Source organism: Chryseolinea lacunae (genome assembly GCF_016735595.1).
GTDB lineage: Bacteria > Bacteroidota > Bacteroidia > Cytophagales > Cyclobacteriaceae > Chryseolinea > Chryseolinea lacunae.
This window is the reverse complement of the sequence record NZ_JAERRB010000023.1, coordinates 1-14,617: the sequence shown is the minus strand read 5'-3', so window position 1 is coordinate 14,617 and position 14,617 is coordinate 1. Positions and strand designations below refer to the sequence as shown.

General features: G+C 44.9%; 15 protein-coding genes and 1 pseudogene. 11 read left to right on the top strand and 5 right to left on the bottom strand.

The annotated features are described in order from the left end of the window. The first annotated feature begins 179 nt into the window (after positions 1 to 179). From JI741_RS32285 to JI741_RS32270, 4 genes are all read left to right on the top strand, one after another. Positions 180 to 1,157 carry an SRPBCC family protein gene (locus tag JI741_RS32285; protein WP_202016716.1) on the top strand — a complete coding sequence of 326 codons (978 nt, stop codon included), beginning with the start codon at positions 180 to 182 and terminating at the stop codon, positions 1,155 to 1,157. A gap of 49 nt (positions 1,158 to 1,206) precedes the next feature. Beyond that, the gene (locus tag JI741_RS32280; protein WP_202016715.1) at positions 1,207 to 2,067 is read left to right on the top strand and encodes a hypothetical protein; all 861 of its coding nucleotides are present in this window, start codon (positions 1,207 to 1,209) and stop codon (positions 2,065 to 2,067) included. 13 nt (positions 2,068 to 2,080) lie between these two features. Further along, positions 2,081 to 2,572: a hypothetical protein gene (locus tag JI741_RS32275; protein WP_202016714.1), complete on the top strand. Its 492-nt coding sequence runs from the start codon at positions 2,081 to 2,083 to the stop codon at positions 2,570 to 2,572. 140 nt (positions 2,573 to 2,712) lie between these two features. Then, on the top strand, positions 2,713 to 3,486 hold the full coding sequence (locus tag JI741_RS32270) for a toxin-antitoxin system YwqK family antitoxin (protein ID WP_202016713.1): 774 nt from the start codon (positions 2,713 to 2,715) through the stop codon (positions 3,484 to 3,486). Positions 3,487 to 3,643: 157 nt separating this feature from the next. On the opposite strand, the gene JI741_RS32265 is transcribed toward JI741_RS32270, so the two are convergent. Genes JI741_RS32265 through JI741_RS32255 form a run of 3 tightly spaced genes read right to left on the bottom strand, consistent with a single transcriptional unit; the run spans position 3,644 to position 7,505 of the window. Beyond that, entirely contained in the window at positions 3,644 to 4,741 is a 1,098-nt protein-coding gene (locus JI741_RS32265) for an MBOAT family O-acyltransferase (RefSeq protein ID WP_202016711.1), read from the bottom strand. Then, positions 4,725 to 5,666 (bottom strand): hypothetical protein, encoded by a 942-nt coding sequence (locus tag JI741_RS32260; protein ID WP_202016709.1) that lies wholly within the window; start codon positions 5,664 to 5,666, stop codon positions 4,725 to 4,727. The genes JI741_RS32265 and JI741_RS32260 overlap by 17 nt, the downstream gene beginning before the upstream one ends. Continuing rightward, positions 5,667 to 7,505, bottom strand: coding sequence for an AMP-binding protein (locus tag JI741_RS32255; protein ID WP_202016706.1), 1,839 nt, complete (start codon positions 7,503 to 7,505; stop codon positions 5,667 to 5,669). It lies immediately after the preceding gene. A gap of 485 nt (positions 7,506 to 7,990) precedes the next feature. On the opposite strand from JI741_RS32255, the pseudogene JI741_RS33215 reads away from it, so the two are divergent. Continuing rightward, positions 7,991 to 8,287: pseudogene (locus JI741_RS33215) on the top strand (Arm DNA-binding domain-containing protein); the annotation flags it as partial. Here JI741_RS33215 and JI741_RS32245 read toward each other — a convergent pair. Both JI741_RS32245 and JI741_RS32240 read right to left on the bottom strand, forming a co-directional pair. Then, the gene (locus JI741_RS32245) at positions 8,247 to 8,876 is read right to left on the bottom strand and encodes a fibronectin type III domain-containing protein (protein WP_202016700.1); all 630 of its coding nucleotides are present in this window, start codon (positions 8,874 to 8,876) and stop codon (positions 8,247 to 8,249) included. The pseudogene JI741_RS33215 and the gene JI741_RS32245 sit on opposite strands and share 41 nt — an antisense overlap. Positions 8,877 to 9,177: 301 nt before the next feature. After that, positions 9,178 to 9,444 carry a hypothetical protein gene (locus JI741_RS32240; RefSeq protein WP_236676386.1) on the bottom strand — a complete coding sequence of 89 codons (267 nt, stop codon included), beginning with the start codon at positions 9,442 to 9,444 and terminating at the stop codon, positions 9,178 to 9,180. Between the two features lie 582 nt (positions 9,445 to 10,026). On the opposite strand from JI741_RS32240, the gene JI741_RS32235 reads away from it, so the two are divergent. The 6 genes from JI741_RS32235 to JI741_RS33210 are packed head-to-tail and all read left to right on the top strand — an operon-like array spanning position 10,027 to position 14,497. Then, positions 10,027 to 11,346: a transglutaminase family protein gene (locus tag JI741_RS32235; RefSeq protein WP_202016698.1), complete on the top strand. Its 1,320-nt coding sequence runs from the start codon at positions 10,027 to 10,029 to the stop codon at positions 11,344 to 11,346. Positions 11,347 to 11,351: 5 nt separating this feature from the next. Beyond that, positions 11,352 to 13,205 (top strand): N-acetylmuramoyl-L-alanine amidase, encoded by a 1,854-nt coding sequence (locus JI741_RS32230; protein WP_202016697.1) that lies wholly within the window; start codon positions 11,352 to 11,354, stop codon positions 13,203 to 13,205. A gap of 12 nt (positions 13,206 to 13,217) precedes the next feature. Beyond that, the gene (locus JI741_RS32225; RefSeq protein WP_202016695.1) at positions 13,218 to 13,427 is read left to right on the top strand and encodes a hypothetical protein; all 210 of its coding nucleotides are present in this window, start codon (positions 13,218 to 13,220) and stop codon (positions 13,425 to 13,427) included. Between the two features lie 10 nt (positions 13,428 to 13,437). Further along, positions 13,438 to 13,950 (top strand): hypothetical protein, encoded by a 513-nt coding sequence (locus tag JI741_RS32220; RefSeq protein WP_202016694.1) that lies wholly within the window; start codon positions 13,438 to 13,440, stop codon positions 13,948 to 13,950. A gap of 33 nt (positions 13,951 to 13,983) precedes the next feature. Further along, entirely contained in the window at positions 13,984 to 14,382 is a 399-nt protein-coding gene (locus JI741_RS32215; protein WP_202016693.1) for an NTF2 fold immunity protein, read from the top strand. Next, positions 14,372 to 14,497 carry an SWIM zinc finger family protein gene (locus JI741_RS33210; protein ID WP_202016692.1) on the top strand — a complete coding sequence of 42 codons (126 nt, stop codon included), beginning with the start codon at positions 14,372 to 14,374 and terminating at the stop codon, positions 14,495 to 14,497. The genes JI741_RS32215 and JI741_RS33210 overlap by 11 nt, the downstream gene beginning before the upstream one ends. The last annotated feature ends 120 nt before the right edge of the window (positions 14,498 to 14,617 follow it).

The following is a 14,617-nucleotide window of genomic DNA, read 5'->3' as shown; positions in this document are numbered from 1 at the left end:
GGCGTGCGAAGGATTCTGCGCGGCCACTCGCGAAGCCCTTGACTTATTTGGAGCGGTGGCTACCTTTGCCTAGTAGGAAGGAATCCCTAGCTCAACTGTCAGATCAAGTACTAGCTATTACAAATTATGTTCGCTCCGCCGTTGGAAGACCGTTTTCCAACCTAAAATGTTGATCCACGATGGAAGTGAAAATGAGCCGGGCGTTGCTTGCTGTTGGAATACCCCTTGTTCTGGCTTTGGTGTCCAGATTTGTTTTCGGGGCAGAGTTGATGGCCACGCTGTTTAGTGTGATGAGCCTTTCGTTTTTTCTTTTGGTGCCCTATGGCGTTGGCGCATTAACGATCTATCTCTCCAACATCGCCACCGTGAGGAGTTTGAAATATCGCATCTTCATGCCCTGGGTGCCCATTCTGGGGTTCCTGGCCCTAACACTTCTCCTGTCGTGGGAAGGTTGGGCGTGCTGGATGATGATATTGCCCATCTTCCTGGTGTTTGCCAGCCTCGGTGGCTTAACGGCCGGCTACATGAGGCTGAAGAAGTCAGACAAAACAAACAAGCTGTATCTCTCGCTTGCCCTCTTGCTGCCATTCCTCATTGCCCCGGTAGAGCGAATGATCGGTTCCATTCCCGGTTTCTATAAAGCCTATACCTACATCGACATTGCGGCACCTAAAGAAACAATCTGGCAGAACGTGACACGCGTGCGGCAAATCGAAACGCACGAAGATCACGGCGTGCTCACCAACTTCCTGCAAATTCCCCGTCCCATCAAAGCCGAACTCGACTTCGAAGGCGTGGGCGCAAAACGCGAAGCCATATTCGAAGGCGGACTGATCTTCGACGAACGCGTGCTGCAATACGACCACCAGAAACGAATGACCTTCTCCATCACCCCCAACACCCACGAAATCCCTTCAACCACCTTCGACGAACACATCCTCATTGGCGGAAAATTCTTCGACGTGCTGCAGGGAACCTACGAACTTGAGCCGTTGTCCGAAAACAACTTCCGTCTGCACCTGCACAGCGAATTTAAGATAACCACCACCTTTAACTTCTATGCCAGCATCTGGGGACGTTGGATTATGAAGGATATTCAGCAGAATATTTTGGAGGTGATAAAGGAGAGAAGTGAGTTGACGACGATGGATCAATGACATACCCGATAAAACAATCCGTTAGTACAGAACAACATCGGTAATAGATATGAGATTTATTTTAAGACTAAAACACTGGCAGACATTCCTGCTCCTGATGACTGCAGCGGTTCTCAGTGATTTTACCCTTATTGGCAACCCGACAGTGACTAAAATACTTTCTTTTGCAGGAGGTGTTTTTTATTTTGTTTGGCTGCTCATGATCGGCCACGGACTCTATCAACGACTGCCACGCAAAATTGAGCTTAACTATAACCTTTTTGTGATTAACGTTTTTATTATGCTGGTGGTCGTTGCTGTCATCAAAACACTGACCGACGGCGTATTTTCGTTAAAAGGTCTGGCTGCCTTGCCAGGTTTTTATGCGGTCTATGCGCTCTTGCATATCATGATGTTTCCCGTAAGATGTTTGAGGTCGTATGAGAAAGGCGCTGAGGCGGACGTAGGAGATTGCCTCGGTGAATTTTTTCTTATAGTACTCTGGCCCATCGGCATTTGGTTTTTGCAGCCGAGAATTAACAGCGTGCTGGTGAAAGAGGAAAATGTGCTGTTGAATGATGTGGATAAATTCCCGGAGAGCGCTGTCAAGGACATAAATCACGTTGTGGAAATAGTAAACATTAACAGACTAATCGGATATGGCATACTATTGTTCTTGATAGGATTTTTTACGGGCATGTTCTGGATCAAGTATCTGCAGCTGCTAGTACCCATAGGAACACTAATGACGTTCACGGGCATTTTCTTTTATTTTAAAGAAGGCCACTTTGCTACAGGATTTGCGAGAGGTCCCAAAGAAGATGGGCTGACATATTTTTGGAATACAATCGTTTTGAAATTTTGGACTTTCTGTTTTGTTATTTGGATGATTTCAGCAAATGTGACTTTGATTGTGCGCGGAATTGTGTAAACCGGTACTAGATATGATGAAAATCCTCCCCGCAATAGCTTTGTTGTCGCTTTTTTCCTGCACTGCAAAAACAAACAGCAAAAGTGTGGTTGAGTATACCAGTGGCCGACAGCTGTTGACACTAAATCAAAAAACAAAAACAGGCGAATCCTGGCAGTCACCCGAAGTAGGCAGAATTGCCCGACACTCGGCGTTGATAGACGAGGAATATCTTGTGAAAATATTTCTGAAAGACACTACGATTGATTTGATTGATGCCTACGTGGGTTGTGTCGCGGTCGACAATCCTTCGGTGGATACGGCAGCATATACCTTTGATGCCCGCACGCGATTGAGCGGATGTGAACAAGGTCTTGTGGTGAAGAATGATACAATTTATATTGGTTTTACGCCCAAGAGTCCGGGAATGAAGACTTTTGAGGAGATAACACTTCTCACGAGAGATGATGAAAAGATATTCAGGACGCAAAAGTATGTCTTTGATTTTTTAGTGGTGGAGAAGTGATGTTTACAAGCACAACTTTCGCTTAATTCCGGGGGCAGTATTTGTAGCGCACCCATGGACTAATGGACTCGTTGCCTTCTTTCCGCTGGCGCTTGATGTTGCTTTGAATAAGACAGAGGATAAATGAAACTTTAGAGATCATGTTGAACGACCATGAATTTTATGCCACAAAACGATCGTCGATGATGGTAAATATTTACAGTCTGTTTCTGCTGTTTTTTCTTTTCCTCGTTATGCTGTCGTGCGATAGAACAAAGCAAACCATTCTTAAGTATCCAAACGGTAATGTTAAAGTCATTTGGTCCTATCAAAATGATACTTTAAATGGAACGAAGGAAGGCTTTCGGGAGAATGGTACTTGTGACTATGTGGTGAGCTTCAAGGACGGGCGTGAGCACGGCAAGTACCGGGCCTACTATGATAATGGCTTTGTTGCGAGAGCTGGCGAGTTTAACAAAGGTAAAATTCACGGACGCCATTATTTTTATTTTTTGAGCGATAGTGGAAAAGTGGAAACGGAAGATTACGTGATGACTGTCGGGAATAGCTACTACTATTTTTACAAAAAACGCTTCGATGTTCAGGGTGCGTTATTAGAAGATCAGCGCATCATGACAATTGGACAAGACGAACGAAATGCTGCGGTTTTCAAGTATGTAGGCGATGTGGTCTACGATTCGATGAAGATCATTTCAGGGCCATTCAACATCGATTTTGAAAAGGCGAAAAACGGACGCTTCGATACGACTGATTTTATTAAGGATATGGCCGTGGTGCCCCTTGGAGACTTGGCAATAGATTCTGCCGGTTATATTCGGGGGAAATTTTTGGGTTACAGTTCGCGCATGCGGGGCGATACTGTCACCGTGAAGTGGATGATAAACTACTTTGAGCAGAAACTTGAAGGTTTTTAAAACAGGCACCTCCGTCACCAACCTACGTACTGAAACGTTCCTTGCGCGAAGGCAATTCCACAGTATAAGTTCATAATGATCAGAAGGAAGTACCACAAGGCCATGGCGATGTTGGCAAGGGGCTTTGGAAGAAAGGTTGTTAAGAATTTATACATGATCAGTTAATAAAGAACAAGGTTTTATAAATGTCAAGCGCTTCTGCTAATTCATAGTCGATGATCACACAACTCAGGCAGAAGTAATTGAATACAAAAACTCTTCCCAGGTTCTTGCTAACCAGTGAAGTTGGCGTATCCTTAAAAATGAACGCCAGATAAATTCCGAAAGCTTGCAACGATCCCCAGATCAAAAAAGGTAAGGTGATTTCGTGCCATAGCGCGATGATGATCATCGTGATAAAAACCCCCAACATTGGTCTCCTGAAGTAAGAAGCAAGAGGAGTATAAATATAGTCGCGGCAAAATGAGGTAAGCGACATGTGATATTTTGACCAAAACTCCTGCATATTACTGGCCAGGAACGGAAAATTGAAGTTTTCCATTACACGGAAACCAAGCAACAGTGAAATGCCGATGGCGATGTCAGAGTAGCCGGCAAACTGGAAGTATGCATTCAGCACTACGGTGATTGTCTCCAGGTATACCTTGAGCCAATGTTTGCTTTCGTCTATGTTGGAAATGATGGCCGAAAGTTTTAAGCTGAGGATGTAGCTCCCGATAATCATGATCTTCGAAAAGCCATATAAAATGCGCTGAAATCCCAGTGAAAAATATTCACTGTTTACTCGTCTTCTTTGCCAATCCCGTATGAACTCCGGATAACGATTGATTGGACCAATGATCAGCACAGGCAGAAAAAAGTTATAGGCGAGATAGAACAGCAGACTCTCATTTTGAATCCTGCCGTTGTAGCTCTCAATTGTATAATGGATGTTTCGGAAAATGTAATAGGACATCCCAAGGGGGATTATCCAATGGTCATGTATGGTAAATAGAATTTTGGCTGACACAATAAGCAACACCAAAATCCCCAGGCTGATCACAAACTTTATCGACTTTCGCAAAACCGCTTTGTGCAATAAATAGTAATTGCCGAACGTGATCGTGCCAAGAATGGCAAAAGATAAAGGTGATTGATACGCGATGAAAAGTGCAGTGATAATGATCTGGGAAAGCAATACATACTTTTTTGGCAACGTCCATGCCAATAGGATCATGGGTATTGCGAACAATATGGCTTCAATGAGTAGCCTCATAACATTTTTTTGACGCAATTTCAGACACAAACCATTTTTGATATTGCACTCCTCCCTTTGAGTTCAAGTGAACGCCGTCGGTGAAAAATGAATTATCCAAAGCGTAAGGGAAGCGCCAATAATCAACATGATATTGAGTTTTATAGACTGTCAAGAGCTTGTTGAACTCAGACGTTGTTTGTTGGTCCATGAAATTATGGGGAAACAATTTATTCATGGGTATGTCCAGGAGAACCACTCTTGTGTTTTTTTTTGCCAACGCATCGTATGCGTCGTTGATAACGTTGTTTTGCCCTATTTTTCTGACCGAAGATTTTGAATGAAGGAGTGATTTGAACATCATACTGTCAAACTCGTGCGTGTAGTAGAAATCATCGGGTTGTGGTTTTTCGTCGAAGGTATACCACTTCACGTAGTAATTATCCTGTGCGGGCTTGCCAATTGCATTCCGAACGATATTCCGGACGTTCAGCAGGGCCAGATTGATGGGGTCGGGCATCAGGGCGGTCGTATCGCCATGCGTCAGATTGAAACTGAAATTTTCAACGAACAAATAATTGGGGGGATATTTGACTATATAGTCAAAAAAGTCAATGTACTGAGCAACCCTGGGGGTAAGATAACTCAACGCCACACGAAGCACGTTCGCTTTTCTGTTTGTCAGCTTGTAAATACTGTCTTCAAGCGCGCGAGGATCTACCAGCGCGTGTTCTGTCAAGGAAGAGCCAAAGATTACGATCGATAACGCGGATGTGTCGCGGGTATTTTCAATTAATGCCCTTTCGAGATTCTTATTCGAGAGCGCTACCGTTTTGGCATAAGGTCCGTTGTTCGAATAGCTGTAGTAAAGAAATGAAAGTACAATAGTAAGACTTGCCAGGATAGGGAAGGCCCATGTTCGTAGCGGAGGTGCATCATCAGTCATCTATTGTAGCTTTTTTTGAATCACATTTTGAATGGCACGTATTGACGTCATCACCATAGCATCAGAAGTTGAAAACTTGATGTCAAATACTTGTTCGAGTCGGGTTATAAGGGCCAGGTGATTCAGCGAATCCCACCCGGAAACTGTTCGTGTTGAACTCAGTTCGGTGATGTCGGTATGCTTGACCTTGAAAATAGTGGCGGCATTTTTGATTACTGTTTCCAGAACTCCTTCGCTTTTTGTAATCGGTGCGGCGTGTTTTTGAATCACGATCTTTTTTAATTCCTCTATCTGGATCTTGCCGCTGATGCCACGAGGAAATGAATCGATAACAAACATCTCCTGAGGTACTTTTTCGGGTTCAAGATTTTCGCGCAAAAACTTATAGATCACAAGTTCATCCACTACCGCATTGCCCTTTGGCTTTATACACGCGATCATTTTTTCCGTCAGGATCGGGTCGCTTAGCCCAATAACTTTACATTCATCTACTTCATCGAGTTTGAGAAGGAGCTCTTCTATTTCTTCTGGTTGAATCCGGAATCCCCCGGAATTGATCATACTCTTTTTTCGGCCAACGATTTTGATAAATCCTCCCTCGTCTTCACGTGCGATATCTCCGGAATAGAGCCACCCGTCGATCAACACCTTGTTAGTAGCCTCGGGGTTATTAAAGTAACCGACCATCACGTGATCACCTTTCAACAGAAGTTCACCTTTTTCACCTTTCTTGACTTCCTGCCCTTCGTCGTCAATGATTTTGATGCTGCAATCGGCAGGCTTACCTACTGTGCCTATCTTAAAGGTGTCTGCGCTGGGTCCGCAATAGACACTTCCTGTTACCGTTTCGGTGAGACCATAAATGTTTGCGACCTGAATCTTAAATATAGTGGAAACCGAATGCCATAATCGTTCTTCCAACAATGCGGCTACAGAGACGACGAATTTAAATTCAGGTGTCTTGAAACTATCTTCAAAACCTTCATGATATTTTTCAAAGAAGGACAGTAGCGTAGGCACAACGAACAGGTGGGTGACCTCATATTTGTAGATGCCGTCGTAGATAAGGTCCAATCTGGAGGTGTCCAGCCTGAACGGACTTATCCATGTGCCTCCGCAATAGAATGCTAACAAAGGTCCCTGGTTGATCCCGTCCGTATGATATAAATTCAGGACGTTCAGTATCCTCACTTTGTCATCCATTCCATAAACATTCTTCAGCGTTTCCAGGTGTGAGAACAAATTCTTATGCGATATCACTACACCTTTGGGATCGGAGGTGGATCCGGACGTGTACATCATATAGGCGACACTTGTCGATTCAATGCATGGTGCGTATGTCGGCGGTGTGTTTTCGAGGCCTTTCAAACAAGCTGGATATGTGCGATCAGACTGAAGATCGGCAACCGTCGTATTCCGTGAAAAGATGCTTTTGAAAACATTCTTTTTTTCTTCGCGGGTAGTGTTGATCTCAACGGTATTCTTTGCCTCCATTCTCCATGCCACAACCAGGTCATGGTCAATGAAGAATGCGTCGGGACTAGCCTGTTCGATGATGGAGTGTACTCTGTCAGCCTTGGCGTTGGGATCCGTTAATATCACAGTCAACCCAAACCTGTATGCAGCAATGGTAATTTCGGCAAGCGCTCTTTTGTCATTTGTCGACAATACGATCTTATTGCCTTGCTTCAGATTTAGTTGCCGAAAAATTACGCTTAACTTGCCTACCGTGGTAAGTAAATTACCGTAGGTGATTGTCTCCCCATCGTGCAGCACGGCAAACACTTTTTTCGGATAGAGTTTTGCACGCTCCAATAACTCAACGATACTTTTCATCATATCCTTTTTTGAATTATTAAAATGCCGGTCAATGCTACCGCAAGCTGCGCATGCCGGAGTAAAAACTTGGGAATGTAAGTCACTGGTGCTTCCAGTAGACTGCTAACTCGACCAAAATAACCACTGCCCCTCTAATTATCAACTTAACTTCTTTAGGGGCTAAGTTTATTACAGATCGAATGCTGGCAATAGATTCGCTATCTTATCTCACTCATAAATTTAGGGCTTTCCCGGCGCAATTTGCCGTCTCTTTTCCTGTCTTTGAGAATCATAAATCGGTCATTGCAGGGTAGTCATTGAACGCCAAAGCAACCAGAATTTACGCGGTATCTTTTGGATTTTTTAGAAAGTAAAATTCTGATCGTCAAACGATTAGGGCAAGTATAAGTGGCCCCGGCGGGATCACTGTTAACGAATAAAAACGAAAGAAATCCTCTTTAATGCGACGTTAAAGGGGATTTTTCTTTTATAAACCTACCGGCAAACGAGCGGAGGTAGCAACTGGCAGGAGCTGCCTTCCTGAAAAATGGAACGCCAGCGGAAGAATAAAGGGCAGTAACGCCGAAGCAAACGAACTCAACGTGTTCCTGGATAATTTTCAAAACAAAGTCTACGACATTCAACTTTGCCTTATGCGCTATAATGAATGTATCTCTGTCGATACAATCAAAAATCGATTGTCAAAAGAAGCCGTTGCCGATCCAGACTCAGAACCAGCAACGACTACTTCATCCATGAGCGTTACGCCACAAACCGAATCACGGGATCAGAGAAAAAGATGAAAGGATCTGTACCCACCCCGCCTACGCGGAATGAATATTGTTTCCCTGATTCAAGCCCATCAATCACCTTGGTGCGCACCGTGCTGGTCACGCTTATCCATTGACTCTCGTCTGTTACAGCCCCTAAGGCATATTGAAACATGTAGATTCGGGCCCGTGAAATTTTGCCGACACTGATTTTGATTGTTCCAGGTTGCTGTGTGGCCTGCACTTCAATGTCGGTGGGTTTGTCTAATCGTCCGGCCGGAGCGCTGGGCGATTTGCGTGCCTCGAATCCTGAACTAAGCAACACCGCGAGGTCGTTGTTGCTTTTGTTATCCACTACATTGCCCAGCACGCGATAGGCCTGTTGAAGATTTTTGCGGTGTTCATTTTTCCGCGCGGTGTCTTGTTTAGACCCCGTGGTTTGTGTGGCTACGAGCGCGGCCTCGTAGTCCGTTAAGGCCAGCGACAAGGCATCAAGTTCGGGCAGGGGTGCCGGAAAATTTGCGTTGTTTGTCATGGACTTGATGATGCCTTGCATTTTTACGATGAGCGCCTCGTCAGACAGATTTGAATGGTTGAGTGCTACGCGAACAATGGTTTTCATAAATTTTGAATTTAAAATTTTGTTATGCCAACCCCTTTGGCAAGCGCCGTACCAAATTTGAAAACCCTTTGCCAACCTCTTTTTTTTGCTTCGTGACGTGCAACAATCTCCATGTAAGATTCAATCAAAAAAATCACACCTACCTCCAGCGCACAAACACGAAAAAAATTCTAAGCGAACAGCCACGCAGTGCCCAACAACGGTCCCGTTCTACCAGCGCGGTGGCAAAAAAGCACATGGACGTCGTTTTTGACTACGATAAAGAACACAAATGGTAAACTATAAAGAGCTTCAGGCACACCTAAAACAAGAGGCAGCAAACCAAAGGAGGGACGTTCAGATGAGAAATGATTTTCGCTAAATACGTTTTCACAAACTCAAGGCCGTTGGCTGCCAACACGCAAGCCGAAGGCACATCACGTACACATAAGGTCTCAAACTGTTGACCTGAAACACCTGGCTCCATACAGTTTGCTTCAACATATTTGCCGGAAGGAGCAAACAGTTTATCGAAAGGAGCAAACAGCACGACGAAAACTGCAACCCCTGTGATGAGAGAAGCAGCCATCGTGACGAAAACCACTTTGGGCATTAAGGATGCGCAACCAGTATACCCAAAAGGGCATCCTTGAAACCTCATGACGTAAACAGCGCGAAGAAAATCCCATGAGACATAACGAAAGCAGCAAACCCTGCAACGGGTTTTTCCCATTGTGTTGACGATGTGGTGAATTCCGTGACGAACAGAACAAACCGATGTTGAAACATTATGTAAGGTCTGGTTTTCAAGTGTACGAATGCACTGAAAAAGTGAAACGAAAAAATAAATTTGCGTTGTTCCGCAACCTTTCTGGCAACATTGCGTGCTGTTATTCACCCGACGAAATATCGTTGGCTCCAACGATATTTCGTCGGCTGTGATCGGTTCGTGCCAAAAGTTTTGAGTGCGACACGCTGTTAGTTTTTGACTTGAATAGTAAGACGCTCAATCGCCTGCCTCGAATTTGTTGTGTTTTACTATAGTTTTTATGAAGCGCATGCAATGAAAAATAATTTCACACTGCAATCCCGTTGCAGTGGTGAACGCTACTATTGATATGTAGTTCGATCGGGGTTCGATGCCGGTAGGGCTATACAAAGCCCTATCAATATGCAAGCTCATCCTTCTTGTCTCCGCAAGGCTATTCTCCTTGTCTGCATAGTTTCCTCGGCTTCTGCACAGATTGGGAAGCTGGAATTGCCATCCTACCAAAGGGGGCAACCCATTTCGGTTACGACCGGTGCACCCGCGCCCATGGCCCCATCGCCGCCAAGACCGGTTTCTATTTCGCCCAGACCGGCCAATGACGATGATGCCGACACAAAAGCCATACTAAAGGAAATAGAAGAAGCCAACGAAGCGGCCCGTGCTGAAAAAATATTTCGTGGCGGACTGAAAACGTATGAGCAGGCGCGACGGCTGTTGGAACAAATGCTCTTAGGAAAAATTCCCCTTTCTCTGAAAGACGCATACTATATTCTTGAGCATGCCTATGGTGGTCTTCATCTTTCCTACGAAGACTACACCAACGTGCTCAGGCGCTCTGCCACATTCATTCGCATGTGGCTAAAGCAAAACGGCTATAGTCTCTCAAACCGGGAAGCGCTGCACTTTGGCATTCAGTCTTTTCTGGGTGATTCTCTGATGCTGCATGGTCAGACACGCGACCGCGTGCCAGCACCTGTGGAAATGCACCTGCCTTTTGTGTATGACTTTAAAGATTTCATGGCGGAAGAAGACCTCAGAAATTCTTTCGTCACAAAAACACTCGCCACCGGCACCGGGCAGTGCAACACCTTGCCCATGGTGTATTTGCTGTTGGCAGAACAATTGGGAGTGCAAGCCTATCTCTCCTATGCCCCCAACCATGCCCTTATAAAATATAAATCACAGGATGGTGCCATTCAGAACTATGAGCCCACCACACACTACAGCATAACCGATGCATGGTATATCGACCACATGCAAATCACAACGAACGCCTTGCAGCATCATGTCTACCTGGACACACTTACTAAAAAACAAATCGTTGCAGCAGCCCTGCTGGATCTGGCGCAGAACTTCTTGCAGAAATATCAAGTCGTAGAAGAAAATTTTGTGAACCGCTGTGTGGACACTGCGATGGCGTATTTCCCTGGTGAGTCAAACTTGCAGGGCTGGGCACTGCGAGGCGATTTGGCCGGTGCGAAACTTTTTTACCTGATGCGCAAGAACGGAGTGCGTGATGCCCGGCAGGTCGGCACGGTGGTCGAGACGCGCGATGCCTATGCGCAACTTTTGGTCATAGACAAAACCCTGCGCGACCTGGGATGGATGGAATATTCACAAACCTTCAATGCAAAGATTGACGAGCAAACAAAAAAAGGACGCCTGCCCACCGGTCAGGATCCGAAAGCCGCACGCAATCTTTTTGTCTTCCCTAAACCTTGATACCTATGAACTCAAAAAAAATGGCTGCCCTGCTCTTATGTGCTTTTATGTGGTGGCCTGCATCGGCACAAGATCTTCGGGACACAACCCTTTTTGAGAATGCTTACCACGAACTTGCAGCCATGCTGGAGGGCGATGAACCCTTGCGCTATGAGCGGGCAGTATTTGTTACGGAGCATGCCTATCGGCAAGATTCACTATCCTACGCCAGCTTCCTGAACGCGCTCGCCTTTCAGACAAGCATCATCCAGGAGCTTGCCAACAAAAACTATAACTACGACTACAAGAAGTTTAAAGGCGACCGGTTTGTTATTGACCTTGAAGACGACCAGATAGTTCGCGAGCGTTATCGCCAGGCGCTTGCAAACTGGGCCATCTATTCCTTTTTGACCGATACCGTCAACCTACGGGCCGGTGCCATTTCACTGCAACACTTCCCGGTTGTCTACAGCAACGACGACCCTTATGGCACGGCCGACTGGCGCAACACACAAGTGACCCATCTGCTTGAAACCGGAAAAGGAAATTGTTATGCCATGGCGACCCTGTTCAATATTTTTTCCGAACGCCTTCATTCGAACGCCAACATGGCCACGGCACCACACCACATCTACATTCAGCACAACGACCCCAAGGGCGATCTCTATAATGTAGAGTTGCCCACACGTAGTTTCCCCGGCACAGGCTCCATCATGGCATTGACCAACGCCACGCGCGAGGGCGTTGTGAGCAACATCGCCATGCGCAGCCTCACACCGCAGCAGTCTGTAGCCTTGTGCCTCGTCTATCTCGCCAAGGGCTACGAACAAATCTTTGGCCGCACTGCCGATCATTTTATGCTTCGCTGTGCCAACAAAGCCCTGCAGCACGATGCCCGCAACCTCAATGCCTGGTTGCTCAAAGCCCAGGTATATGAACAACGCGCGCAAAGAAGAAATTTGCTGACCGACACCACGTATGTGAAAATCTTATCCAACCTGCATCAATGGGGCTATCGCCAGATACCCGACGATGTTAAGGAACTGATTCTGGCGCACACTCAGGGCCGTGCACCACACGTGCCCGCAGACCGGACACCAAAAGCATTCAATACCATCTCGCCAGCGAAATCCGTAGTGAGTCTTTCGGGCGGCCTGTTCGACGAAAGTTCGCAGAACAATCCCATCGTAATCATCGGCCGCACGGTGTTCGACACCCGAAAGAAGAAGATATTGTCGATTATGAGGGATGATAAGTTTTCTTCGTATGAAGTTGATCCGGTGGTGTTCGCGTTGTCTGTGGATCCGTTGAAGCAGGATTATCCGTGGTACACTCCCTACCAGTTTGCTGGCAATATGCCCATTGTGGCCATCGACATAGATGGTCTTGAAGAGTGGATTGTAAATGATGGAAATGGAGGGAAGGCATCGATAGGCGGTCCGTTTGAAAATCAGGGCGCGGCACAGGCTCACTATAGTCAGAATATCTCTGTCTATGGCACCACTTTGCACATAAATGCTGAAGGCATGATAACTAACTCGAGGAGAATAGAAACGCGCCAGGTCACTGCTCTGGAAAGGAAGGATATGAAATCCATTGAAGCTATTATTTTACACAGGACAGTATCCACAAATTCCAAGAGTACTCTTTCATCTTTCAAGGACAAAGGAATAGGTACACATTTTCTGGTGGGTAAGGATGGAAGGATTTATCAGGCAGCCAGCTTAAATAGGCATACTGTTCATGTGATAAATAATGATAAGTATAAAGACTCGCCAACAAATGAAAAGTCAATAGGGATTGAAGTGGTTGGTATGTATGATTATGATTTGAATGTATGGGAGCCAATGACCGAAAGGCAGATAAACGCAGTTGCTTGACTGGTAAATAGTTTGATGCAGACCTATAATCTGAAAAAGAGTGATGTTTTTAATCATGAGAGTATTCAGAGAAAAAGAAGAGGAGAAGGACAAGTTGTATATGATGCGATTGAGAATATTTTGCTCGACAAGGCCAACGCGGCAACACAGTACAATAGCGTCACCAGTCCTGTTCCGGCTGCTTCAAAAGATATACAGTTAAAAGGGTTTTATGAAAATTAATTTTAATAGCATGGCAAAGTTACTCTTCTTTTTAGTTGCTCCATTTATTATCGGTGCCGGTTGCAAGTCTAAAGCAAACGACGATATGACGGCGGCAAAGCTTGATACCGTAGCGGTAGCTCAAAGACTGACACCTAATGTTGAACAACACGCCGACTCTGCAATAGTCATTCATAAAGTTAATGTTCTCACCTTTCAGAAGGTAGAAGACACTACTATGAAATTTTATACCCTAGATAAGGAGAGGTGTTCTAAATGGGTTTTGACCAAGGTGCAATTAGAGAAAATATTGCTAGAGAGTAAGATCATAGATGGCCCAACCTGGCATTATTTCTTTGATATTTTTCACTGCTGCTATAAGGGTGATGTAATAGTCAATGGTGACCTGCACCTAAAGTTTGACGTAAATGCAGGATCATCCACATTATTGTATTCATCCACGATTCCTAATATTTCCCTCTTTTTAGGTTACTATGGCAATGAACGACTCTTTCTGGAAGCGCCAGCAACGAGTATAGAATAAAAAATAAACAACAAGAATTAGTTGATCCAGGTTATGCGTATGATATTAGCTAGAAATCTTATTGTCTTGTTTGTTGTGCTATCTCAACCGGACGTGAGTGCTCAAAACAAGGGCCTAGCAGAGGATAGCCTGCTGGCAAGAGAGATACTTGCTAAGAAAATCACGGATATGCATATTGTTAAACTGAATTCTAACGGATTGAAGTTGGATTTAACAAAAGAAGAAGCAACTAGAATTTGCGAGATAGTTTTGTATTCAAAGTACGGTAGGTTTCAAATACGCAGACAAAAACCGTTTCATGTGTTTAGAATAGAAAACTACTGGATTATGTGGGGGCACTTTAAGGATAAAGAGAGAAGCTTTGGAGGCGTTTTTGAGATTGTTCTTAATGCACAAAACGGAAGCGTAGAATATCTTTCTCATGGTAAATAGTGGTGAGAAAGATCAATGCACCTGCCCCTGGTTCACCAGTCACCAGACCGACCGGGGCCTTTGCAAACACATTCTGGCAGTGAAGTTGAAACTTGCGGGCGATGAAGACCTTTAAAATGTAGTAGTTCCGACTTAATCTGACAGTTGGGTTAACTTAGAAGTGCAAACTATCTAAAGTCAAACCCTTTAAACTGTCAGAAAAATGAGAACAGAATCTAAGTTAATCAAAACGAAA

Excerpts from the sequence above, each read along its gene's own strand:
- JI741_RS32285 (WP_202016716.1), top strand. The coding sequence starts at position 180 with ATGGAAGTGAAAATGAGCCGGGCGTTGCTTGCTGTTGGAATACCCCTT.
- JI741_RS32270 (WP_202016713.1), top strand. The coding sequence starts at position 2,713 with ATGTTGAACGACCATGAATTTTATGCCACAAAACGATCGTCGATGATG.
- JI741_RS32260 (WP_202016709.1), bottom strand. The coding sequence starts at position 5,666 with ATGACTGATGATGCACCTCCGCTACGAACATGGGCCTTCCCTATCCTG.
- JI741_RS32255 (WP_202016706.1), bottom strand. The coding sequence starts at position 7,505 with ATGATGAAAAGTATCGTTGAGTTATTGGAGCGTGCAAAACTCTATCCG.
- JI741_RS32280 (WP_202016715.1), top strand. The coding sequence starts at position 1,207 with ATGAGATTTATTTTAAGACTAAAACACTGGCAGACATTCCTGCTCCTG.
- JI741_RS32230 (WP_202016697.1), top strand. The coding sequence starts at position 11,352 with ATGAACTCAAAAAAAATGGCTGCCCTGCTCTTATGTGCTTTTATGTGG.
- JI741_RS32275 (WP_202016714.1), top strand. The coding sequence starts at position 2,081 with ATGATGAAAATCCTCCCCGCAATAGCTTTGTTGTCGCTTTTTTCCTGC.
- JI741_RS32265 (WP_202016711.1), bottom strand. The coding sequence starts at position 4,741 with ATGAGGCTACTCATTGAAGCCATATTGTTCGCAATACCCATGATCCTA.
- JI741_RS32245 (WP_202016700.1), bottom strand. The coding sequence starts at position 8,876 with ATGAAAACCATTGTTCGCGTAGCACTCAACCATTCAAATCTGTCTGAC.
- JI741_RS32240 (WP_236676386.1), bottom strand. The coding sequence starts at position 9,444 with ATGGCTGCTTCTCTCATCACAGGGGTTGCAGTTTTCGTCGTGCTGTTT.
- JI741_RS32220 (WP_202016694.1), top strand. The coding sequence starts at position 13,438 with ATGGCAAAGTTACTCTTCTTTTTAGTTGCTCCATTTATTATCGGTGCC.
- JI741_RS32235 (WP_202016698.1), top strand. The coding sequence starts at position 10,027 with ATGCAAGCTCATCCTTCTTGTCTCCGCAAGGCTATTCTCCTTGTCTGC.
- JI741_RS32215 (WP_202016693.1), top strand. The coding sequence starts at position 13,984 with ATGCGTATGATATTAGCTAGAAATCTTATTGTCTTGTTTGTTGTGCTA.
- JI741_RS33210 (WP_202016692.1), top strand. The coding sequence starts at position 14,372 with ATGGTAAATAGTGGTGAGAAAGATCAATGCACCTGCCCCTGGTTCACC.